Annotated in this window: 20 protein-coding genes, 1 CRISPR repeat array and 1 riboswitch; of the genes, 8 read left to right on the top strand and 12 right to left on the bottom strand. The window is 67.9% G+C overall.

Features of this window, described 5'->3' with window-relative positions; all coding sequences use genetic code 11:
- Nucleotides 1-170: 170 nt before the first annotated feature.
- From metH to BAY61_RS12415, 3 genes are all read right to left on the bottom strand, one after another.
- Nucleotides 171-3,800: a methionine synthase gene (gene metH / locus BAY61_RS12425; RefSeq protein WP_091797234.1), complete on the bottom strand. Its 3,630-nt coding sequence runs from the start codon at nt 3,798-3,800 to the stop codon at nt 171-173.
- A 14-nt stretch (nt 3,801-3,814) separates the two neighbouring features.
- Nucleotides 3,815-3,893, bottom strand: a riboswitch (S-adenosyl-L-homocysteine riboswitch).
- Between the two features lie 105 nt (nt 3,894-3,998).
- Nucleotides 3,999-5,729 (bottom strand): L-aspartate oxidase, encoded by a 1,731-nt coding sequence (locus tag BAY61_RS12420; RefSeq protein ID WP_091797231.1) that lies wholly within the window; start codon nt 5,727-5,729, stop codon nt 3,999-4,001.
- A gap of 16 nt (nt 5,730-5,745) precedes the next feature.
- On the bottom strand, nt 5,746-6,492 hold the full coding sequence (locus BAY61_RS12415) for an SDR family oxidoreductase (protein ID WP_091797228.1): 747 nt from the start codon (nt 6,490-6,492) through the stop codon (nt 5,746-5,748).
- Nucleotides 6,493-6,659: 167 nt separating this feature from the next.
- On the opposite strand from BAY61_RS12415, the gene BAY61_RS12410 reads away from it, so the two are divergent.
- Entirely contained in the window at nt 6,660-7,178 is a 519-nt protein-coding gene (locus tag BAY61_RS12410) for a pyridoxamine 5'-phosphate oxidase family protein (RefSeq protein WP_091798810.1), read from the top strand.
- A gap of 20 nt (nt 7,179-7,198) precedes the next feature.
- Here the strand turns inward: BAY61_RS12410 and BAY61_RS12405 are convergent, their stop codons facing one another.
- The 4 genes from BAY61_RS12405 to BAY61_RS12390 form a co-directional block, all read right to left on the bottom strand.
- Nucleotides 7,199-7,849 (bottom strand): TetR family transcriptional regulator, encoded by a 651-nt coding sequence (locus BAY61_RS12405; protein ID WP_091797225.1) that lies wholly within the window; start codon nt 7,847-7,849, stop codon nt 7,199-7,201.
- 230 nt (nt 7,850-8,079) lie between these two features.
- Nucleotides 8,080-8,720: a CRISPR direct-repeat array (repeat unit 28 nt; unit sequence GTCTTCCCCGCGCGAGCGGGGGTGTTCC).
- A 97-nt stretch (nt 8,721-8,817) separates the two neighbouring features.
- On the bottom strand, nt 8,818-9,339 hold the full coding sequence (locus BAY61_RS12400; RefSeq protein ID WP_245866036.1) for a GNAT family N-acetyltransferase: 522 nt from the start codon (nt 9,337-9,339) through the stop codon (nt 8,818-8,820).
- Nucleotides 9,340-9,380: 41 nt separating this feature from the next.
- Complete coding sequence (locus BAY61_RS12395) at nt 9,381-10,595, bottom strand: lipase family protein (protein ID WP_091797222.1); 1,215 nt, start codon at nt 10,593-10,595, stop codon at nt 9,381-9,383.
- A gap of 288 nt (nt 10,596-10,883) precedes the next feature.
- Nucleotides 10,884-11,912 (bottom strand): TerC/Alx family metal homeostasis membrane protein, encoded by a 1,029-nt coding sequence (locus BAY61_RS12390; RefSeq protein ID WP_091797219.1) that lies wholly within the window; start codon nt 11,910-11,912, stop codon nt 10,884-10,886.
- Nucleotides 11,913-12,100: 188 nt separating this feature from the next.
- Between BAY61_RS12390 and BAY61_RS33345 the strand changes: the two genes are divergently transcribed.
- On the top strand, nt 12,101-12,304 hold the full coding sequence (locus BAY61_RS33345; protein ID WP_146225274.1) for a hypothetical protein: 204 nt from the start codon (nt 12,101-12,103) through the stop codon (nt 12,302-12,304).
- A 134-nt stretch (nt 12,305-12,438) separates the two neighbouring features.
- The gene (locus BAY61_RS12385; RefSeq protein ID WP_091797217.1) at nt 12,439-12,654 is read left to right on the top strand and encodes a lipid A biosynthesis lauroyl acyltransferase; all 216 of its coding nucleotides are present in this window, start codon (nt 12,439-12,441) and stop codon (nt 12,652-12,654) included.
- Nucleotides 12,655-12,750: 96 nt separating this feature from the next.
- Here BAY61_RS12385 and BAY61_RS12380 read toward each other — a convergent pair whose 3' ends face one another.
- From BAY61_RS12380 to BAY61_RS12370, 3 genes are all read right to left on the bottom strand, one after another.
- The gene (locus tag BAY61_RS12380) at nt 12,751-13,674 is read right to left on the bottom strand and encodes an MBL fold metallo-hydrolase (protein ID WP_091797215.1); all 924 of its coding nucleotides are present in this window, start codon (nt 13,672-13,674) and stop codon (nt 12,751-12,753) included.
- Between the two features lie 103 nt (nt 13,675-13,777).
- On the bottom strand, nt 13,778-14,425 hold the full coding sequence (locus tag BAY61_RS12375) for an NAD(P)H-dependent oxidoreductase (RefSeq protein ID WP_091797213.1): 648 nt from the start codon (nt 14,423-14,425) through the stop codon (nt 13,778-13,780).
- Nucleotides 14,426-14,477: 52 nt separating this feature from the next.
- Nucleotides 14,478-15,095, bottom strand: a complete 618-nt coding sequence (locus tag BAY61_RS12370; RefSeq protein WP_091798804.1) for a TetR/AcrR family transcriptional regulator — start codon at nt 15,093-15,095, stop codon at nt 14,478-14,480.
- 115 nt (nt 15,096-15,210) lie between these two features.
- Here BAY61_RS12370 and BAY61_RS32855 point away from each other — a divergent pair, with 115 nt between their 5' ends.
- Complete coding sequence (locus BAY61_RS32855) at nt 15,211-16,185, top strand: ATP-binding cassette domain-containing protein (RefSeq protein WP_170140022.1); 975 nt, start codon at nt 15,211-15,213, stop codon at nt 16,183-16,185.
- Nucleotides 16,182-17,003: an ABC transporter permease gene (locus BAY61_RS32850; protein WP_170140023.1), complete on the top strand. Its 822-nt coding sequence runs from the start codon at nt 16,182-16,184 to the stop codon at nt 17,001-17,003. Before BAY61_RS32855 ends, BAY61_RS32850 begins: the two co-directional genes overlap by 4 nt.
- Before the next feature lie 376 nt (nt 17,004-17,379).
- Here the strand turns inward: BAY61_RS32850 and BAY61_RS12360 are convergent, their stop codons facing one another.
- Nucleotides 17,380-18,060 carry a TIGR03086 family metal-binding protein gene (locus BAY61_RS12360; protein ID WP_091797211.1) on the bottom strand — a complete coding sequence of 227 codons (681 nt, stop codon included), beginning with the start codon at nt 18,058-18,060 and terminating at the stop codon, nt 17,380-17,382.
- Nucleotides 18,061-18,114: 54 nt separating this feature from the next.
- On the opposite strand from BAY61_RS12360, the gene BAY61_RS12355 reads away from it, so the two are divergent.
- The 3 genes from BAY61_RS12355 (at nt 18,115) to BAY61_RS12345 (ending at nt 20,689) form a co-directional block, all read left to right on the top strand.
- Nucleotides 18,115-18,555 carry a MarR family winged helix-turn-helix transcriptional regulator gene (locus BAY61_RS12355; RefSeq protein ID WP_091797209.1) on the top strand — a complete coding sequence of 147 codons (441 nt, stop codon included), beginning with the start codon at nt 18,115-18,117 and terminating at the stop codon, nt 18,553-18,555.
- 208 nt (nt 18,556-18,763) lie between these two features.
- Nucleotides 18,764-19,459, top strand: coding sequence for a sigma-70 family RNA polymerase sigma factor (locus BAY61_RS12350; RefSeq protein ID WP_245866034.1), 696 nt, complete (start codon nt 18,764-18,766; stop codon nt 19,457-19,459).
- A gap of 48 nt (nt 19,460-19,507) precedes the next feature.
- Entirely contained in the window at nt 19,508-20,689 is a 1,182-nt protein-coding gene (locus BAY61_RS12345; protein ID WP_211323436.1) for an ADP-ribosylglycohydrolase family protein, read from the top strand.
- Nucleotides 20,690-20,721: 32 nt separating this feature from the next.
- Here BAY61_RS12345 and BAY61_RS12340 read toward each other — a convergent pair whose 3' ends face one another.
- The gene (locus BAY61_RS12340; protein WP_245866032.1) at nt 20,722-21,621 is read right to left on the bottom strand and encodes a nitroreductase/quinone reductase family protein; all 900 of its coding nucleotides are present in this window, start codon (nt 21,619-21,621) and stop codon (nt 20,722-20,724) included.
- Between the last annotated feature and the right edge of the window lie 377 nt (nt 21,622-21,998).

The raw sequence follows: 21,998 nt of genomic DNA, 5'->3' as shown, positions 1-21,998 counted from the left end.
ACCCTCGCGGTGGCCGAGTTCATAGCGGGACCCGGCGGCGCTGTCCTGACCGAACCAAGGCGCCGCCGGCCCCGGTCGATCACGACATGAAGTCATTCCTGCCCGAGGAGTGACCGTCCGTTCTCAGGCGTGAGCACGGACGGTCGCGGGCCGGTTACCCAATCCAGCGCTCACGCGTCCGGCGTGTAGTCCAGATTGGGCCGGAGCCACTTCTCGACCTCTACGCGCGCGACGCCCCGCCGCAGCGCGTAGTCCTCGACCTGATCGCGGCCGAGCCGTCCCACGGTGAAGTACCGCGATGCCGGGTGGGCGAAGATCAGGCCGCTGACGCTGGCCGCGGGCGTCATGGCGAAGGATTCGGTCAGACCGAGCCCGATGTCCTCGGCACCGAGCAAATCGAACAGCTCCCGTTTCTGACTGTGGTCGGGGCTGGCCGGGTAGCCGAGCGCGGGACGGATGCCCCTGAACCGTTCGGCGTGCAGGTCCTCAAGCGACGGCCGCGCCTCCGGTTCGAACCATTCGCGGCGCGCCCTCAGGTGGATAAGTTCGGCGAAGGCTTCCGCGAGCCGATCGGCCAGCGCCTTGACCATGATCGCCTTGTAGTCGTCGTGCTGCTTCTCGTAGTGTGCGGCCAGTTCCTGTGCCCCGTGGATGGCCACCGCGAACCCTCCGAGGTAGTCACGGTGGTCACCGGCAGGCGCGATGTAGTCGGCGAGGCACCGGTTCGCCCTGCCGCTGGGTTTCACGGTCTGCTGGCGCAGCATCGGGAACCGCACTCCGTTGCCGAGCAGAATGTCGTCTCCCTCGCTGTGCGCTTCCCAGAACCCGTACGCGCCCCGGGCCTGAAGGCTCTCGTCGGCGAGGATCTGGTCGAGCATCGTGTTCGCGTCGTCGAACAGTTCCCTTGCCACCGGCTGATCGAGAATCGCCGGGTACTTGCCCTTGACTTCCCACGCGAGGAACAGGAACTGCCAGTCGATCATCTCGCGCACGGCCGCCAGACCGGGTTCCACGATCCGGGCTCCGGTGAACGAGGGCACGGGCACGTCGTCGAACGGCACCTTCTCCGGGTTCGCTCTCGCCTTTTCGAGGGCGAGCATCGGGCGGTGCTGCCTTTTCTCGTGCTGTTCGCGCAACCGTTGCTGATCGGCGCGGGTCGTCTCGGCCAGCGCCGCCGACCTGCCCGGATCGAGCAGGTCCGACACGACGCCGACGACCCTCGACGCGTCGAGCACGTGCACCGTGGTCTGCTCGTAGGCGGGAGCGATGCGCACAGCGGTGTGCTGCTTCGACGTCGTCGCGCCACCGATCATCAGCGGGATCTTCAGCCCGCGCCGCTGCATCTCCGCCGCGACGCCGACCATCTCGTCGAGTGAGGGCGTGATCAGCCCGGAAACCCCGACGGCGTCGGCGTTTTCGGCGATCGCGGTGTCGAGCAACACCGAGGCAGGCACCATCACGCCGAGGTCGATCACCTGATAGTTGTTGCAGCCCAGCACGACACCGACGATGTTCTTGCCGATGTCGTGCACGTCGCCCTTCACGGTCGCGAGCACGATCGTGCCCTGCCCCCGGTCCTGTTCAACGTCACCGGCTTGCCGCGACCTTTCCTTCTCCTCCTCCATGAACGGTTCGAGGTAGGCCACGGAACGTTTCATCACCCGTGCGCTCTTGACCACCTGTGGCAGGAACATCTTGCCCGCGCCGAAAAGGTCGCCGACCGTCTTCATCCCGTCCATCAACGGTCCCTCGATCACGTCGAGCGGACGAGAGCGGGAAAGACGGGCCGCTTCGGTGTCCTCCTCGATGTAGTCGACGATGCCGTGCACGAGCGCGTGCCGCAGCCGTTGTTCCACCGGGGCGTCCCGCCAGGACAGGTCCACCGTGCTCGCGCGACCGCGACCGCTGTCGTTCACCGTCTCGGCGAAGGAGACGAGCCGGTCGGTCGCATCGTCGCGCCTGTCGAACAACACGTCCTCGACGAGTTCGAGCAGATCGGCCGGAATGTCCTCGTACACCGTGAGCTGGCCCGCGTTGACGATGCCCATGTCCAGTCCGGCGCGGATCGCGTACAGCAGGAAGGCCGAGTGCATCGCCTCCCGCACGACGTTGTTGCCACGGAAGGAAAACGAGAGGTTCGAGATGCCGCCGCTCGTGCGCGCGCCTGGGCAGCGCCGCTTGATGAGTGGCAGCGCGTCGATGAACGCCTTCGCGTAACCGTTGTGCTCGGAAATACCCGTCGCCACGGCGAGCACGTTCGGGTCGAAGACGATGTCCTCCGGAGGAAAATCTGCCTCCCCGGTGAGCAGGTCGTAGGCACGGCCACAAATTTCGACCTTGCGCTCCGTGGTGTCGGCCTGCCCCTGTTCGTCGAAGGCCATGACGACGACGCCCGCGCCGTAGTCCCTGATCCGGCGGGCCTGCCGCAGGAACTGCTCCTCGCCTTCCTTGAGGCTGATCGAGTTGACGATTCCCTTGCCCTGCACGCATTTCAGCCCGGCTTCGAGGACGCTCCACCGCGAGCTGTCGATCATGACCGGGATCCTGGCCGCCTCGGGCTCGGTGGCGATCAGATTCAGGAACGTCGTCATCGCCTGCTCGCTGTCGAGCAGGTCGGCGTCCATGTTCACGTCGAGTACGTTCGCCCCGCCCCTGACCTGATCGAGCGCGACGGCGACCGCGTCCTGGTATGCCCCTGACTCGACCAGTCTGCGGAACCGGGCCGAGCCGGTGACGTTGGTGCGTTCGCCGATCATGACGAACCCGGTGTCGGGGCCGATCTCGAACGGTTCGAGCCCGCTGAAGCGGGCAAGCGTGCTCGGTGAGGGAACGGCCCTCGGCGCCGTGCCCTTCACGGCGGCCGAGATCGCGGCGATGTGCTCGGGACCGGTTCCGCAGCAGCCACCGACCACGTTCACCATTCCCGACGTGGCGAACTCGGCGAGCAACCCCGCGGTCTCCTCCGGGGTCTGGTCGTAACCTCCGAAGGCGTTGGGCAGGCCCGCGTTGGGGTGACAGGCGAGGTAGGTGCCCGCCAGCTTGGCCAGCTGCTCGACGTGCGGGCGCATCTCGGCGGCACCGAGCGAGCAGTTGACGCCGACGATCAGCGGGTCAGCGTGCTCGATCGCGTTCCAGAACGCTTCGACGGTCTGGCCGGAAAGGGTGCGTCCCGACAGGTCGACGATCGTCACCGAGATCCACAACGGCAGGTGCGGCGCGACCTCACGGGCGGCGGCGATCGCGGCCTTGGCGTTGAGCGTGTCGAAGATCGTCTCGACGAGCAGCAGGTCGACACCGCCTTCGGCGAGCGCGGCGATCTGCTCGGCGTAGGAGTCGCGGACGTCGTCGAAGGTCACCGCGCGGTAGGCGGGCTCGTCGACGTTCGGCGACAGCGACAGGGTGACGTTCAGCGGGCCGATCGAGCCCGCGACGAACCCGCCGCCCGCCTCGTCAGCCGCCTGCCTCGCCAGCGCGGCTCCCCGCAGGTTCATCTCCCTGACCAGGTGTTGCAGCCCGTAGTCGGCCTGGCCGATGCTGGTCGCGGTGAACGTGTTCGTCGTGGTGATGTCGGCACCGGCCGCGAAGTAACCTCGGTGCACGTCCAGAATCAGGTCGGGCCGCGTGAGGTTGAGCAGGTCGGGATCGCCCGTGACGTCCTGCGGGTGGTCGGCGCCAACGAGGCCGTCACCTCGGTAGTCGGCGGGGGTGAGGCCCGCGTTCTGCAACGAGGTTCCCCACGCGCCGTCGAGCACGGCGACTCGCTCGTCCAGGATCCGACGTAGTGCCGAGATGGTGTCCACCGGCTTCCTCCCTCTGCTGGGAGGCGCCCTTGCTGCGATTCGACCAGGCCGAGCGTGGCGGACCACGGGTCCGTTGCAGCGCCTCTCGGCCTCTCACCAGCGTAATGGGTTCCCGCGCGGCCGTCCCCACCGATACCACGATGTGAACAGAAGGGATGCCGGTGAAACCGCGCCAGGACATGTCACTGACGCGATCTGTCACTCGACGAGCTTCCCCTCGCTGGAGACCTCCCTCATCAGCGCGGCGATCTCGTCCGGGACCGGCGGCAGTTCCTCCCGCTCCACCTTTCCCGGCCCCGACCAGACCAGATTCACCCGCAGCGCGGGATCGAGTTCGGGGTAATCGGCGCGGTTGTGACAGCCCCGGGTCTCCCGCCGCTCCAGCGCGGCCTCCATCGTGGCCCGCGCAGCTAGCGCGGAAGCCTTGAGATCGAAGGCATGCGCGAGGTCGGTGTATCCCGCGCGATCGGGATGCACACCGAGACCCGCCATCCGTCGCTCGATCTCGTCGAGTTCGGCGAGTCCCGCGCGCAGCCCGGTCTCGTCGCGCACCACCCCGGCGTGCTCGGTCATGGTGTCGCGCAACGCCCGTTGCAGGGCACGCACGTTTTCCGGGCCGTCCGCGGCGAGCAGCTCGTCGACCTCCGCACGGGCCAGTGCCAGTGCCTCCTTCGACCGGCGCTGGGCGGGCAGCCGTGCCGAGTAACGCGCGGCCTCCTCGCCGACGATCCGCCCGTACACCAGCAACTCGATGAGCGAGTTGCCACCGAGCCGGTTGGCGCCGTGCAGCCCGCTGGAGGCCTCCCCGATGGCGTAGAGGCCGTCGACGCCGGTGCCGTGATCCTCCGGCCGTACCCACACGCCGCCCATGGAGTAGTGCGCGGTCGGCGCGACCTCGACCGGATCACTGGTGATGTCGAGCATCTGCAATTCCAGCAGCGTCTGGTAGACCCTCGGCAACCGGTTCATGATCGTCTCGCGCGGGAGGTGCGACACGTCGAGCCAGACCCCGCCCCGTGGTGTTCCCCTCCCCTCCTTGATCTCGGTGTAGGCCGCGAGCGCGACCCGGTCGCGTGTGGACAGTTCAAGGCGATCTGGGTCGTAGCGAGCCATGAACCGCTCGCCATCGGCGTTGCGCAGGATGCCGCCCTCTCCCCTCGCCGCCTCCGACACGAGAGTTCCGGCCGCGTTCTCCGGTTCGATCAGGCCGGAGGGATGGAACTGCACGAGTTCGGGATCTCTGATCCGCCCGCCCGCGAGCACGGCGAGCCGGAAAGCGTCGCCCGTGTTCTCGTCCCTCCGCGACGACGTGCGCCGCCAGATCCGGGTGTGCCCGCCCGCGGCGAGAACCACGGCATCGGCGTGGATCACGTACCGTTGTCCCGTCCCGATGTCGAAGCCATACGCGCCGAAAACGGCGTTGTCCTTGACCAGAATCCGCGTGACATAACACGTGTCGAGCACGGGAACGTTCAGCAGCGCCGCCCTGTTCACCAGCGTCCGCTGGATCTCCAGCCCGGTGTAGTCGCCCGCGAAAGCGGTGCGCCGGTGGGTGTGCGCGCCGAAGAACCGCTGCGAGATGCGCCCGTCGTCCTCCCGCGCGAACGGCATTCCCCAACGTTCGAGGTCGGCGATCCCGCGCGGGCCGTTCTCGGTGACGACGCGCACGATGTCCGGATGGGCGAGCAGGTAGCTCTCCTTGATGGTGTCGGCCGCGTGCTGCGCCCAGGTGTCCTCTTTATCCATTGTGGACAACGCGGCGTTGATTCCGCCGGCTGCCAGCGTGGTGTGGGCGTCGGACTTGGGTCGTTTGCCGAGCACCAGAACGTCGACGCCGCGCTCGGCGAGTTCGATGGCGGCACGCAGTCCCGCCCCTCCGGTGCCGATCACCAGTACGGACGTGGCGAGCTGCTTCTCGGGGTGGTTCATTCCGTTCCTTTCTCGGTCAGCGCTGGTCGAGCGCGAGCCAGTCGGCGAGCCTGGTCGGCGCGATCTCGGCGTCCGGCCCCGGCAGGAGGCTGTCCTGTCTCAGCCGAGCCCCGAAATAGGCCGCCTCCGGATCGACGACGACCTTGCGGGTGTCACCGCGGGCCGCCAGCACGGTGCGGACCCATTCGTCGAGACCGAGCACCTCGGGACCGGCCACCTCAAGCGCACCGCCGCGCGGCTTTACTGCGACATCGACGACCATCGCCGCGACATCACCCGCCGCGATGGGCCGCACGCTCGCGCCGGAAAGCCGGACCGCGCCGTCCAGGGTCGCGCCTTCGGCGATCCCGCCCGCGAACTCGAAGAACTGGGTCGCGTGCACGAGCGAGTACGGCAGGCCCGAGGCCGCGATCAGATTCTCCTGGTCCACCTTGGCCCGAAAGTACCCCGACGCCGCCAGCCGCCGTGTGCCCACCACGGTCAGCGCGACGTAATGGCCCACGCCCGCGCCGCCGGCCTCCTCGATCAGGGTGCGCGTCGACGTGCCGAAGAAGGCGAGCACGTCGGCGTCGGCGAACGACGGCGAGTTCGACACGTCCACGAGCACATCCGCCCCGCGCAGCGCATCGGCCACTCCCTCCCGGGTGATGGTGTTCACCCCGGTCGCCGGAGAAGCGGCAACGGCATCGTGGCCCTGGCTGCCGAGCAGGGCGACCACCTTCGAGCCGATCAGGCCGGTGCCACCGATGACGACGATTTTCATGGTTCGCTCCCTTTCCCATGCCTACGTCTTGAGGACTTCCCCGGCACCGCATTCGTGACACGACGGCGAGTCTCGTGTGTCACACGAGGAACCCACGTCCGATATTCCTGATGTGGCGGGTGTCGATCCGGGCGCCGCCCGTTCGACGCGGAGGTATGACACACACGATGAAGGAACCGACCTCGACCACCAACCTCGACCGGTACGGCTCGGCACAACTGCCGTGGAGCCGTGCGCGAGACATCATGGCCAGCGATACGCCAAAGGAAATGCTGACGTTCTTCGTCTCCACCGTGCGTCCCGACGGCCGCCCGCATTCGGCGGGGGTCGGCGCCGTCTGGGTGGACGACGCGTTGTACTTCACGGGCGGCCCAGGGGCACGCAGATCGCGCAATCTGGCCGCGAACGCGGCGTGCACCGTGTCGGTGAGTCTGCGTGGCATCGACCTCGTGCTGGAGGGCGAGGCGAGGCGCGTCACCGACTCCGCCACGCTGGAGCGGGTGGCGGCGGTGTACCGGGACGGCGGCCGGCCTGCCACCGTGCGGGGTGACGCCTTCACCGCCCCGTTCAGCGCACCCAGCGCGGGCCCGCCGCCGTGGCACCTCTACCGGCTGACCCTCGACACCGCCATCGGGGTGGCCTCAGCCGAACCGCACGGCGCCAGCAGGTGGGACTTCGCCTACTGAACCGGAAAAGACCCGGCCGGTCACGTTCCCGGAGGCCGGTCGAGACCGGCGCCGAGTTCGGCCAGGGCTTTGTCGAACTCGGAGCGAAACTCTTCCAGCGAGAAGGCGCCGGAGCCGGAGCGGGCAAGGCACCGGGCGACGACGACCCGCAGTGCGGCGATCGACGCCGCCGCGCACACCGAGGCGTACAGCCCGTCCGGCTCGCCGCGCTCCGCGATCGCCGAGGCGAGTGCCTTCTCGTAGCCGGTGAGGATCGCGAGCTGATGCGGCCACAGCGACGGTGCCTCGCTGATCAGTCGCAGCGCGTCGATGTGCGTCCTGCTCGCCGAGATGTTCTCCGACATCACCACGAGCACGGAGCCCCTGATCGCGTCCAGTACCGACTCCGTCGCGGGCCGGGCGCGGAACGCCTCGACGAGCGCGTCGGCGCCGGATGCGGTGAAGGCAACCAGCGCGTGCTCCTTGCTGGGGAAGTAGTTGAAGAACGTCCTCAGCGCGATGTCGGCCTCGGCGGCGATCTGCTCGACCGTGACGTTCTCGACGCCGAATCGCACCGCGAGCCGCACGGCGGCTTCCTGCACCGCGGCGCGGGTGGCCAGCTTCTTGCGTTCGCGCCGCCCGAGCGCCTGTTCCCTCTGGCCGCCGCTACTCTCCGACGTGCGCGAAACCATGGTGTTCTCCTCGATCCGGCACCCGGCCCGTGCGGGCGCGTGGCGCCGCGACCCGACAATAGGCCCGGCGTCCGCATGTGGCAGCGGCGGCCGGGCAGCGCTGGTGCCAGTGGGTCGTGGTGGTTCGTCTTTCTTTCGGCTTCGGCTGCTGGCTGTTTCTGTCCTCGCAAGATCAATTCAGTCACGCATTATCGATTCAGGGTGGGGTAAAGTTGCTGGTCAGGAAGTGTGTCTTCCCCGCGCGAGCGGGGGTGTTCGTCCGATACGACGGCGGTACACCGGTCATCGGGTGTCTTCCCCGCGCGAGCGGGGGTGTTCCGAAGGCTGTGAGGTCGCATCGGCGGATGTGGGAGTCTTCCCCGCGCGAGCGGGGGTGTTCCGCTGGAGGACCGGTGAGCACCGAGAGAGACACCGTCTTCCCCGCGCGAGCGGGGGTGTTCCCCGGCGGTACCGGTGTGGTGCTGGTGTCCGGCAGTCTTCCCCGCGCGAGCGGGGGTGTTCCCTGGAATGACTATGATGCGAGGTTCAAACGCGGGTCTTCCCCGCGCGAGCGGGGGTGTTCCCGTTGATCGTCGCCTCATCGACCGTCAGCCAGCGTCTTCCCCGCGCGAGCGGGGGTGTTCCGGTCAGGTCGGTGGTCTACCACCGAACCGGGGCTGTCTTCCCCGCGCGAGCGGGGGGTGTTCCCGTCCGGGTCAGCTCGGCCCTTCCTTGCCCCGTGTCTTCCCCGCGCGAGCGGGGGTGTTCCGGTGCTCGCGAAGCTTGTTCACCTGATCATTAGGTCTTCCCCGCGCGAGCGGGGGTGTTCCCCGCTCGCGCCGAGCTGGCCGACATCCGACGAGCGTCTTCCCCGCGCGAGCGGAGGTCTTCCCCACAGCAACCACACCGGCCACGGCGTATCTCGGTCCTCCCCGCATAAGCGGGGATATCCCGATCTCGTCGTCCGCCAACCGCGCGGCCACAAGGAGTCAGCCGATCCAGTAGCGGCGCTTGCCCGGCCTGCCCGGCCCGGCGGGCAGCGTGTTTTCCCATCGCCCGCCGTTGGCTTCGATGACGGTCGCCGAAGCCGCGTTGTCCTCATCACACGTCACGAGAATCCGGTCCACCCCCAGCGATCTGGCGACAATCACGCTCTGGCGCAGGATCTCGGTCGCGTATCCGCGCCGCCGGTAGGGCGGCAGCACCGCGTAGCCGATGTGCCCGCCCACCCGGAGCAGCGCATCGTCGAGCGTGTGCCGCACCGAAGTCCTGCCCACGATCCGGCCGCCGACCTCGGCGACGAGCAGAGTCGCGGGCACCGTCCCCTCCTTGCGCCCTCGCTCGTCCCGCTGATCGGCCAGCAGCCGCAGATAAGCGGACCACTCCAGTTCTTCCCGTAGCCCCCATCCGAACTCGAATCCCTCGTCGAGCATCGCCCTGTGCGCCGCCCTGAACGGAATCTCGTCGGCCTCGCCGAGCAGGCGCAGCCGTAGTTCACCACCCGTACTCACCGGCAGAGGATAGCCATCGCCCGCCGTCTCGCGGATCGTCTTCACCCGCAGTTGCCCGGCGGCGGTCGCACTCCGGCGAACCGGTCGGCGATCCAGCGCATCACGTCCGCACTGGATTCGCCGATCAACTCGTCGTGGGTTCCGGGGTATTCCGTGTACTCCACCGCTGTCTCGTGGGCGCACTGCTCGGCGACCGTCTCGGCTACGGTCGCCGGTGCGACCGAGACGTCCTTGGCCCCCGACGCGACGAACAGGGGCACCGCCGTCTTCTCGTTCGCATAGCGGTTGCGCTCGATGAACTCGCGCACCGAAGGGTTGCCGAGCCAGCCGGGCTTGAGGAATTGCGCTGGCGTCGCGTCGCCGGTGAGCGCGACCGCCAGTGGGAGGCACCCTTCCTTGACGTAGCGGTCGTAGTGCCGCATTCCCGCCTCGGTGAGGATGTCCTCCGGCTTGAAGCCCGGGTACTGCTCGGCGAGCGTGTAGCCGATGTAGGGCAGATACGCTGCCGAGCCCGCCGCGTTCCTGATCGCGGCGCCCGACCTGTCAAGCGACGTCGCCGGCGCGAGGGCGACGGCACCCAGCAACTCGCCGACCGGTTCGGCCGCCTGTTGCCGCGCCGCGCCCCACGCGGCCTGCCCTCCCTGGGAATGGCCGACCGCGATCCAGCGCTCCGCCAGGCCGTCGACGGCCTGCCTCGCCGCGGCGACCGAGTACCGGACGTCGTTGGCGTTGGCCTGCATGGTGATGTACTCGTGCCCCTTGCCAGCGCCGAGTCCGGAGTAGTCGGTCGCGACGACGGCGTATCCGCGCTTGACGTATTCCTTGATGACCTCGCCGTAGTACAGGTCTTTCATCAGGGTCGGCGCGCACTGTGGAGCGACACCACTGGTGCCGTGCGCCCATGCGATGACGGGCCAGCCTCCCCTCGGAGGCTCCCCGTCCGGCGTGACGACCGCTGCCGAGGTGACCACCGGCTCACCCCTCGCGGAACGCGAGTCGTAGATCATCCTGGTGCCGCGCATGCCATCTTCCAGCGACCAGTCGGCGAAGGATTCCGATCGCACGACCGTTCCCGGTTGGTCCGGCGTCGGTTCCGCCGCGTAGAAATCGCCGCGGGGCAAGGCGTTGGCCGCTTCCGCGGCCTCCGCCTCGCCCACAGCGTCCTGCCCTTCGCCGTCGGAGCCGTCACACGCACCGGCCATCGTGAATGCCGCCACCGCGATCGCGGCGAACCAGGCCCGCCTTCCGGTACGCATCGATGCTTGCCCTCCCTGACATGGGCGAAGGGTCACCGGTCCCTTGTCATTGGACTACGGCGCATCACCACCCACAACGCGGGCAGACTCGATCGACGGAACCATTCTTTCCCTGTTTGTCGCGTGATGGCGCGGGCATCCTTCGTGAGTGGATGCTGTCCTCGCTCCGGTCACCGTGGCGGACGTGGCGGCATGAGTGCCGCACAGGTGATCACCAAGGCGACCAGGACGAGCACGGTGGTGCCGACGTCGACGAGCACGTTGACGAGCTGTGCGGTGACCATGTTTTCAGCCCTGCCGGGTGGCGGCGTCCTCGCCGGACGTTCCGGCGGCGGTAGTACGGCGGCGGGCCCGCATGCTGGTCAGCGTGACCACACCGAGAACGCCGATGATGACCCCCAGTGACAGGGCAGTGGGAATCTCCGGAACGGCAGGCCAGATCCCGTGTGCCCAGTGCAGAACCAGCTTCAACCCGATGAATCCGAGAATCACCGCGAGCCCGTGGTTGAGGTGGACGAGTTTGGCCAGTACCGAACGCAGCACGAAATACAGTGCCCGCAATCCGAGCAGGGCGAACGCGTTGGTCGCGAACACGAGGTACGGATCGTCGGTGATGCCGTAGACCGCGGGCACCGAGTCGACGGCGAAGACGATGTCGGCGGCGAAAACGGCCACCACGACCACGGCCAGCGGCGTGAGCGCGCGGCGCCCGTTCTCCCGCACTGTCAGCTTTGTTCCCCGGTAGTCGTCGGTGACCGGCATCAACTTGCGCAGCAAGCGAACCGAGCGCATCTGCGAGACGTCCTTCTCGGTCTCCTTCTTGCTCATCACCTCGTGGAGAATCTTCAAGGCGGAGGCGAAGAGGATGAGACCGAAGACGAGAAAAGCCCACGTGCCCGCGGCCAGCAACGCGGCGCCAGCCGCGATGAAGATGCCACGCAGCACCAGTGCACCCGCGATGCCGTAGAGCAGGACACGTTGCTGCACCGCTGGTGGGACCGCGAACGCCGTGAGCAGCAGCATGAAGACGAACAGGTTGTCCACCGAAAGGGACTTCTCGACGACGAAGCCGGTGAAGAACTCCACCGCCTGGGGAGTTCCCGCGTCGAGCCACAACCACAGCCCGAACACCACCGGCAGCGCGAGGTAGAACAACGACCAGCCCACCGCCTCTTTGAGCTGCACCTCATGCGGGCGGCGGGTGACCAGGAAATCGGCGGTCAGCAGGGCCACCAGCACCGCGATACTGATCAGCCACAAGCCGACGGATCCAACGGATTGGGCAGGACCGGCCGCAACGGCCGATGGGGCAGACATCAAGGACCTCCTCGAACATCACGTTCGAGGTCTCCTTCACCCGCAAGGGCGGCTGCCGAGGACACTGACGGAGTGTCCGTACTGACCGGCAAGCCTTTCGCGAAGTACTCCCCTCTGGCCCCATACGACCACAGCTCACCCGAAAAGTAAACCAATAGTAAATACCTCGATCCCAGTGGGCGATACGCGTGACGCACCCCGGCCTGTCAAGCGCTCTCGCCGCGCGCGGCGAGCATTGTGGCCGAGGCCACCGGCCGGATGACGGCTACTCCGCGCGAGCGAACCTCGCGCACGGGCGCCCCCGTACCGGCAGCCCGGAACCCGGCATGACCAAGTCCACATTGGACTTCCAGAGTTTCAAGGACGACAAGGGAGACCCGCGACGCTGTTGACGCTGCGCAGTCGATCCCCCGCCACGATAAGGCTGTTCGGGCGAAAGCCGTCGCGAGCCATTGCCAAGATCCTCTCGGTGATGCCACGTTGGATCATCCGTGACACAAGGGATCGGCCCCAGAAAGGGCCTGACATGGAACTGACGTTCCTCTGGAAGGACGCCGCCAGCGGAGATGGCAGCGGCGACGGCGGCGGTTGCCCAGCCCTGTACCGGACCGAGGGAGGCTACGTAGTTCAAGGAGTGAAGCTCGACCCGGCAACCAGGTCCCAGCTACGACAGCTCGCCGACGACGAGGACGGGGTCTTCGTACCGGCCAACGTCCTGGAACGCCTCAAAGACCTGACCTGACCGGATTCACCGGCGGAGCCCCGCGCGCCCGCGTCACGGGAACCCTGGGCTCCCCGGCGGATCTCATTCCGGGACAGAACACGCGCCCGTGCCGGGTCACACCGAGGTACGCATCGGGCCGCCGTTGTAGGCCACCGCGTCGGCGAGCGCCGCCGCCAAGTCCGGGCCCTTTCCCTCGGCCAGGGCGTACTCGCGATGCAGGTTCAGTACGAGACGCTCGCTGTCGGGCCACGCCGCGAACTCACCAAGATCGCACCGCCGTGCGGCATCGAGCGGACTCAGGCCGTCCCGCCGTCCCGCCTCGGCCGTCTCCAGAACAAGCCGGTAGTAGGCCGCGATCGTGCCGAACAGTTCCTCGACGTCGGCGCCGCCGAAAACGGGGCCATGACCGGGAATGACGTGATCCGGGCGCAGCGATTCCAGCCAGGCGAGCGCGCGCAGGCCACCCGCGCACGAACCCATACCCATCATCGGCGTCAGCCCGTTGAACACGAGATCGCCGGCGAAGAGGACTTTCTCCTCCGGCAACCACACGATCACGTCGCCCGGCGTGTGCGCCTCGTACCCGGGGTGCCGCAGTTCCAATCGCCGTCCTCCCGTGTACAGCACGAGGTCCGAACGCATGACGACATCGGGCAGTCTCCTGGTCACCTGGCCCCAATCCGGCACCGGCGACCACACCGGCGGGCACGCGTCGATCAGCGGGTCGACCGCGAGGGCGGCGCGCATGGCCTCGTGCCCGATCAGCACCGTCGAGGCGGGGAGCAATGAGTTGCCATAGGCATGATCACCGTGCTGATGCGTGTTCACCGCCCAGCGCGGTGCAGCGTCCCCCGTGACGTCCGCCGCGAGACCGAGAAACCGGCGAGTGCGGCGCGCGGTGGCACACGTGTCGACCACCAGCGTGCCGCCTTCCCCGGTGACGACACCCGCGTTGTTGACCCACCAGGTTCCGTCCGGCTGCACGTACGCGTACACCCCGTCGACGATTTCCTTGAGTTCGGCCGTGTCTGGGCCCATGTGCACGTTCCTCGCTCGCCGTGGCCGGAAGGGCGTACAGAATAGTCATGCCCCCAAACCCGTACCCGGTTCGGGGCACGACCATCGCCTGCCGTAAGAGCGTTCACGTCGTCGCGGCGACCGCCGTCCTGGCGAGGTTCGCGGCTGCCACCAGCTCCTCACCGATCAAGCCCGCCTGTGCGAAGTGCTCATCGATCTTGTCGGGATTCTCGGATCCGAAGATCAGGTGCGAGCCCGGATCGCGCACTCCGCAGTACTCGAAGATGCCGTGCGTGAGCTGCGCGTGCAGCGCGTCGCGATAGCCGTGCCGCTCGTAGACGCCTTGCCCCGCGCCCGCGATGGCGATCGAGTGCATCGACCTGTCGCCGAGCCTGCCGTGATCGGAACCGTCCTCGGCGATGTCGTAGGCCCAGTCCCGCGCGAAAACCCTGTCGAACCATCCTTTGAGCACGCCGGGCATCGACCACCAGAACACCGGGAAGATCACCACCAGCGCGTCCGCTTCGTCGATGAGGGCCTGATGCGCCACGACGTCGCCGGGAAGCCCCTCCGCCGCGCGGAAGTGTTGCCTGTCGACGTTGTCGTAGGCCGGGGAGAAGTCGTCGGCATACAGGTCGAGCGTCGAGAACCGGCCACCGGCTTCGGTGATCGCCGAACCAACGCGCTCGGTGATCTTCCAGGTCAGCGACTGCCGGTCGGGGTGCGCGACGACGGCGAGGATCTTCGGTCCGGTGATCGTTGGCTCGTTCATGCGCTCACGCTATGGCCTGACACCGGTGTCAAGGTCAAGCGAGCGCGACGATTCAGCCGGAACCGATCGATTCGATGGCGCTGTCGACCGAGCGCAGAATGCGGTGGATCGCGTCGTCGCCACCCGGCGCGCCGGCGTCCAGCCACGCCATGACCGCCTCGATGATGACGAGCGTGGAAAACTGGGCGGCCCATGCCTGCCATGGCTCGCCGGTGATCGTTTCCTCAAGATAGGGCCGCACCCGCGCGATCATCGCGGCCTTGAGTTCGTCGATGTCGTCCCTGAACTCCGGTTCCCGCGCGGCGTGCCGGAACAGCAGGCGGAACGCGTCGGGTTCGGACCTGGCCCAGCGAAACACTCGCGCCACGCTCTCGTCGTCCATCTCGCCGTCGACGACGGCGGCCGCGTGCAAACGCTCGGCAGCCCTGTCGATGGCGGCCCGGTACAGCTCGGTCTTCGAATCGAAGTGCCGGTACAGGATCATCCGCGTGACACCGGCAGCCGACGCGACATCGGCGAGCCCCGCCTGCGCGAAGCCCCCTGCCTCCGCGAAGGCGCGAGTCGCGGCGTCGATGATCTGCTCGCGGCGTTCGGCACGACCGAGCCGCCTGCCCGAACCGCGTTCAGTAGCCACCGGCGTCGTCCGGTCCGTGCTGTCGTCGTGCGTCATCGCCTTCATTGTCGCTCACTCCGGATCAGGAACCACGCGAGAGCAGCCCTCTTGGCAAAAGTATACTTTCGCGTATATACATTGAAGTATACTTAGTTCGAACCGAAGGAGCGCGATGACGAAGACATCGACCCGGCCCGGCAATCGAGGGGAACCCGCGGTGCTCGCGACGGGCCTCACCAAGCGATTCGGCTCGACCCGCGCACTGGACGGAGTCGACCTCGAAGTGCGGGAGGGCACCGTGCATGGCCTGCTCGGCCCCAACGGGGCAGGCAAGTCCACGGTGGTGCGCATCCTGTCGACCCTGCTGCGCCCAGACGGCGGCACCGCGCGAGTCGCGGGCCACGACGTGCGCGGCGATCCGTCAGGGGTCCGCTATCGCATCGGCCTCGCAGGACAGCGAACCGCCGTCGACGACATGCTGTCGGGCAGGGAAAACCTCGAAATGTTCGCGAGGTTCTACCGCTTCGGCCGCGCGGCCGCCAAGCGCAGGACGAACGAACTGCTCGAACAATTCGACCTCGGCGATGCCGCCGACCGCAAGCCGAAAGGCTATTCCGGCGGCATGCGCAGGCGACTGGACCTGGCGATCAGCTTCATCATGGCGCCGCCCGTGCTCTTTCTCGACGAGCCGACCACCGGCATGGACCCCGGCCACCGGATGGACGTGTGGCATGCGGTCCGCACCCTCGTCACCAACGGCACCACGGTGGTGCTGACCACCCATTTTCTCGACGAGGCCGACAATCTGGCCGACTCGATCAGCGTGATCGACCACGGCAGAGTCATCACCAGCGGAACCCCCGACGAGCTGAAGTCCGCGTTGCGGGGCGATCGCATCGACGTGCTCGTCGGCGAATCGAGCGACCTGACCAGGGTGAGCCTGCTGCTTGCCGGTGTCACGGACAGCGCACCCGACATCGCCCGCGACGCCTGCAAGATCAGCGTTCCGGCGCGCGACAGGGTGGCCACGCTCGCCCGCATCGCCCGCGCGCTCGACGACGAGAAGGTCGCGGTGCGCGACATCGCTCTGCGCCGCCCGACGCTCGACGAGGTGTTCGTTCGCCTGACCGGAAAGGACAACGCATGACGACGATCGTGATTCCCTGCAACAGAACCGAAAAGCTGCGCGCCGCGCTGGCCGACAGCGCGACGATGACCCGGCGCAACCTGACCTACTGGTGGCGCTCTCCCGAGGAACTGCTCGGCAGTCTGGCCTTTCCGCTCATCTCGGTCCTGCTGTTCGGGTACGTGTTCGGCAGCGCGATGACCGTTCCTGGCGGCGGCGACTACCTCGACTACCTGCTTCCTGGACTGTTCGGCATGACCATGGTGTTCGGCCTGGTCATCACCATCAGCGCCGTCGTCACCGACAGGGAACGTGGTGTCACCGACCGGTTCATGGCGATGCCGATCTCGTCGGCGGCGATACTGGTGGGGCGCAGCCTTTCCGACATGACGAGAGCGAGTGCCGATCTCGTGGTCCTGCTGGGTTGCGGCGTCCTGGTGGGCTGGCGGTGGCAAGGCAGTGTCCTCGAAGCTGCCGCGGCCGTCGGACTGCTGTTGCTGCTGCGGTTCGCGCTGGTGTGGGTCGGCATCTACATCGGTCTCGTGCTGCGCTCCCCCGACTCCTCGGCCATGCTTTATCCGCTCGTTCTCCCGTTCGCGATGGTCGCGAACACCTTCGTGGCCCCCGCGTTGATGCCCGGCTGGCTCGGTGTCGTCGCCGAGGCCAATCCCATGTCGTCGACGGTCGCGGCGACGAGGGAACTGTTCGGTACGTCGGCGAGCACGGGCCAGACCTGGATGGCGGATCATCCGTTTCTGCTGGCGATCTGCTGGCCGGTCCTGCTGCTGGCGATCTTCGTCCCGCTGGCCGTGCACAGGTACCGGAAGTCCCGTCACTGATGGGCAGGCTGGTGCCGGCGAGCGGGCGCGGCCGGGCAGCGGGCGAGCGGCGCGGCCGGGTGAGTCCCGCGTCCAGAACGGCGACATCCGCGTCGGGACCGGCGAGATCCGCACTCAGGACGCCGAGATCCGCGTTCGGGCGGCCGAGATCCGCACCCGGAACGGCGAGATCCCCGCTCGGGCGGCCGAGATCCGCACTCGGGACGCCGAGATCGCCGCCCGGCCAGGACGGCGATATCCGCTGCGGCGCCAACGGGCATGTGGCGCCGGACGGCCCGAAGGTGAACCGGCCTCGGGACCACCTGCGCGGATCTCGCTGACCGGACCGCGGAACTCGGTGTCCCAGGCGCGGATCTCACCGTCCTGGGCGCGGATCTCACCGGCCCGAGTGCGGAACTCGACGGCGCGGGCGAGAACTCCACGAGCCCTCGGCGCCGGCCCGGCCGGCCGTAGCGGGAGTCCACTGTGGTGACCGGCCGAGCGCGGCCAGCACCCGGTCCATAGTGGACGCCTCGGCCTGGGCGGGAACCACGGGACCGAACGCCGCACCCGGCTCAAGCCTGCTGTCGCCACCGGGAACCTGGAGGGCAATCCGCAACGCGGCTTCCGCCTCGTTCGCGCCGGGGTCGAAAGGCAGGCCGAGGCTGACCGCGACGTCCCAGCCGTGCACGACATAGTCGACGAAATGGAAGCTCACCGCCAGCCTGCCCGGCACGGTGTCCGGATGGATCTCGGGTAGCGCGAACGGACGTTCCAGCACGCCCGGCCGGGCGAAGGCGGCGAGCACCTTGTTCGCCGAGGTGAGGTAGTCGCTGACGGGGTCGTCGCCGAGCGGGCGGAGGCGCCACGCGGAGGGGTCGGCTCCCTCGCCTTCGGCCGCGGCGGCGAAGCCGTGGTGCTGCGCCGTCATGTGGGCGAGCAGGTCGCCGAGCGACCACTCGGCACACGGGGTCGGCAATCGCAGGTCAGCGGAGGTGACCCGCGCGACCACGTCGAGGCCGGCCCGCACGGCGCCCGCGTCGAGTTCGGGAAGATTGTCAGGGAGATTAGTAAGCATGTGCCCATGATGTGCACATGCTTATCGTTGAGTCAAGAACTTATCCTTCGATTCATGGCCCAGCACGAAACGACCCCAGCACGCAAGGACCTCGCGGCGATGATCGGACCGCTGGGCCGGTCACTCATCGCCGCCGAGCTGCCCGTCCTGCGCGAACACGACCTGACCATGTGGGGTTACGCGGTGCTGACCGCCCTCGATGAACAACCCATGCGCACGCAGGCGGCGCTCGCGGAATCGATCGGCGCCGACAAGACTCGCCTGATCCGGGTGCTCGACGGGCTACAGCAACAGGGGCTCATCGAGCGGCACGCCGATCCCGCCGACCGCAGAGCCAATCTTCTTTCACTCACACCCGAGGGGGCCCGGGTGCGCACCGCCGCGCAAAACGACATCCAGCGCAAGGAAGAGCACCTGCTGTCCCGTCTCACCGCCGAGGAACGGACGGTGTTCCTGCGCGCCCTCGACATCCTGTCCAGCGATTCCGGAGCCTGACCGACCGCGAATTCCTTGACATACCGCGAAGGCCGCACGTGACTTGTTGAGCAAGTCGTTGCCATGCGGGGAAATCGTTGACTTCTCTGCGATGATCTCTTCTCGTTACGCGAACGCGACCATCGGCCCGCGCCGCGGCAATAAGGTTGCCGGACACAGCGCGTGCCCGCTTCGGACGAATGCGCTGATCCCGCGTTGGCACGAGGAAGTGACGGATGGAAGGCACCCCGAAGCCCCGAGCAGGCTCCGCTACCGACCCGAGGCCATCACCCGGCACCGTCTGAACGCGACTGTGCTCAGCGACCAGGGCAACGCCGACCGCGACCGTCTCGACGAACTCGCGGCCGCCGCGGTGACCGGCGACCGCGACGCGACCGAACAGCTCCTGTGTCACCTTAGGCCCATCATCGTGCGGTACTGCCGCGCCCGGATCGGCAGAGGCAGCGGTAATTTCGGCACGGCGGACGACGTCGCGCAGGACGCCTGCCTCGGCATCTTCCTCGCACTCCCCCACTATCAGGCGCGAAGCACGGGTTCCTTCCGCGCCTTCGCCTACCGCATCGCCGCGAACAAGGTCGTCGACCACTACCGGAGAGAAATCTCCCGCAGGGAGACGTCACTGGACGCCCTGCCTGGTTCGGTGGACCCCGAGGAAGCGGGCGCCGATCCCGTTCAGCGGTGCCTCGACCGGGAACTGAGTGGCTATGTCGACCAATTGCTGCACAGAGTGAGTCCGAAAGAACGCGACGTGCTCATCTTCCGGCTTCTCGTCGGCATGTCGGGTGACGAGACGGCCAAGGCACTGAGCATGACGCCGGGCGCGGTACGGGTCGCGCAGCATCGCGCGCTCGGCAAACTCCGCAAGGTCGTCGTGCGAGATGCTCCTGGGCCCCGCATCCGGTAGCCCGCCACGCTGAGACGATGGAAGCACCATCGAGGAAAGGCGGACGCGGTGCTGGTCGAACTCGCGGTCGGCGACGCATACGGCGCCGGTTTCGAATACGTCGCCGCCGATGCGGTCGCGACGGACAACACGCTGACCGGCTATGTGCGACACCCCAGGCACGACGGGGTGCGGCCAGGCAACTACACCGATGACACGCAACAATCCCTCGCGGTCGCCGAACTGCTGATCTCCGGACAGCCGTGGACCCGGCGCGAGGTGGCAGACCGCCTTGTCGAGGTGTTCCGCCGCGATCCCCGTGACGGTTATGCTCGCGGATTCGCCCAGCTGATTCGCACGGTCGGCGACGGCGACGAGCTACTTCGCCGGATATCCCCGCACAGCGACAAAAGCGGGGCCGCCATGCGGGCGGGCCCGATCGGTCTGCTGCCCACCGTCACAGACGTGATCCACCACGCTCGTCTCCAGGCGAAGGTCACCCACGACACGCCATCCGGGGCCGAGAGCGCCGTCGCCGCCGCCCTCGCCGTGCACTACTGCCACGCCGACCTCGGCCCCGTTCCGGAAATCGCCGCGTGGATCGAGCGGCAGGTCCTGGCCAGCGGAGGGACGGGCGGCTGGGCCGTGCCGTGGGAAGGACCGGTCGGAGCAAAGGCCACGATGAGCGTGCGAGCCGCGCTGACCGCGATCGCCGGAAGCGCTGGGCTCAGCGGCATTCTCCGTTCCTGCGTCGCGTTCACCGGCGACGTCGACACCGTCGCCACCATCGCTCTCGCCGCGGCCTCACGATCACCGCGGATCGCGCGCGACCTGCCCACCGCGCTGGTTCGCGGACTGGAGAACGGCCCGTACGGGCGAGCCTACCTGTGGCGGCTGGACGCGCGGCTGCTGTCGGCGGTCTCTCCGCCAGCCGAGGTCACGTCGTTGCTGGGCACGTGGGACGACGGCTCCCTGTATCTCGGGGCGATGGAATCCGACGGCGTCGCGTTCCTGCCGGACGGAACCGGCTGGTTCGAGCACGCCAACGCGCTGACGACGGAACGCGAGGTGTTCACCTGGCGAGCCGACGGCAGCGGCAGGATCGAGGTGTGTCGGCAGTCCGGCGAGGACACCGCTTTCAGCGTCAGAGTCGGCAGCGGAAAGAACGCGCTCGACGAGGACGTGCGGATCCTGACGCTGACCGGAACCGACGGCGAGCAGTACCGCTACGCTCCTTGCCTTGACCACTGAATACAGTCAAAGCCCACAGCGGACTCCAATGATCACGGAATGCCCGGCGCGGGGCCCAGTGTGTTGAGCGCCTCGGCGATCGTGCGCTCCTCGTAGGCGAAATGGCTCTCCAGTTCGGCGGCGAGCTGGTCGAGTTCGTCTCGCAACCGCACCGGATCGGCTGAGCCCTCGGCCGCTACGAGCGCTTCGATCCGCTCGCGCAGCGCGCTGACCACTCGGTGTTCCTCGCCGAGGCGGTCGAGCACCGGCGCCAGCTCGGGATACCGTCGCGCCAGTATCGGGAACGCGCCCCTGTCCTCGCCCTCGTGGTGCTGGTGCAACGCGCCGCAAAAGTCGAGACAGTGCGCGCGCAACTGTCGCGCCAGACTGGGACCGGAGGCAGCGGACACCGAAGCCTCGCCTTCGATGGTCGCCGAGAGCCGCGCGCGGACACTGGTCAGCCCATCGCGAAGCCATTCGTGCCCCTCGGCGAGGAAGTCGCCGAGCCCACGCACTCGTTCCTCACCGTCGCCGCCTATCCGGCGCAGCGTCACCACCGGAATGACGCGCTCCGTGGTGGCCTGATAGTCGGCGAATCCGGGACTGTGTTCGACGACGGCCGCGAAAAGCCGGTCGCGTTCCGCACCCTTCGCGGGAGTCGCGATGGCCCGGTAGGTGTCCGTTCCGGTCTCGACGGTCACCATGGGGGTCGCCAGTATGTTGTGGTACCAGCCGGGATCGCGGTCCGCCCCGCCCGCGGACGCCACCACGAGTGCGTGGCCGTCGATTTCCAGGTAAGCGAGCGGCTTTTCCCTTCGCAGCCCCGTTTTCGCGCCGATGGTCGTCAGCACGCACAGTGTCGCACCAGCGAACATCCCGCTCATCTTCCCTTCGTTCTCCCTGAACTCGGCGATGAGCTGCCGTTCGAACGATTCGAGCTCGCCCTGTGTCACTGTCGCTGTGTCCTCTCGTTGTTTCATCGCGCATGAGGGCGCGGCGACACAGCACAACGACAGGAGCAACGGAATCGGCATGCCGGAAGAACCGCCGGAACAGGACAGGTCACCGAACATGGGCCGGACAACGCGGAACCCCTGCCAGTGCAAAGGAATGCGTCAACCGCGAGAGACGCCGATGGCATCAATCTCCGTGTGTGGCTGAGAAGCCGTTACCTCCATGCGTTCGGCCCATCCGGGGCGCGGCGCAACGCTAGCACGGCCCGCGCGACAGCGGCAACCCGTGCACCGCGGCCCCTTGAACGTCCCTTGTGGACTAGCGGACCGCCCGATACCGCCGCGCGCACTCCCCGATCGCCGCGGTCGCCGGGTCG

The organism is Prauserella marina, assembly GCF_002240355.1.
GTDB lineage: Bacteria > Actinomycetota > Actinomycetes > Mycobacteriales > Pseudonocardiaceae > Prauserella_A > Prauserella_A marina.
Note: the sequence above shows the minus strand (reverse complement) of the source record. Positions and strands in the feature narration are given on the sequence as shown.